Source organism: Lachnospira pectinoschiza, assembly GCF_020564355.1.
GTDB classification, from domain to species: domain Bacteria; phylum Bacillota; class Clostridia; order Lachnospirales; family Lachnospiraceae; genus Lachnospira; species Lachnospira intestinalis.
Genome location: NZ_JAJCRR010000063.1, coordinates 1 through 212, shown reverse-complemented (window position 1 = coordinate 212; position 212 = coordinate 1). Strand labels below are relative to the sequence as shown.

The window sequence follows — 212 nt, the reverse complement described above, 5'->3', positions numbered from 1 at the left end:
TCGCTTATACATACAAAAAGCAATATGTTTAGGAAAGCAAGCTTTCCACACACATTACTTTTTGCATGTGCACTTACTTTGTTTCACGAAAGTTCTGGTGGCGATGCGCTTAGGGGACACACCCGTTTACATCCCGAACACGATGGTTAAGCCTTAAGCGGCCGATGATACTATACTGGAGACGGTATGGGAAAGCAGGTGGCTGCCAGATT

At 45.3% G+C, this 212-nt stretch carries 1 rRNA gene; it reads left to right on the top strand.

The features are described from left to right. The first annotated feature begins 93 nt into the window (after positions 1-93). Positions 94-211: ribosomal RNA gene (rrf, locus tag LI288_RS14255) — 5S ribosomal RNA — on the top strand. Position 212 lies beyond the last annotated feature (1 nt).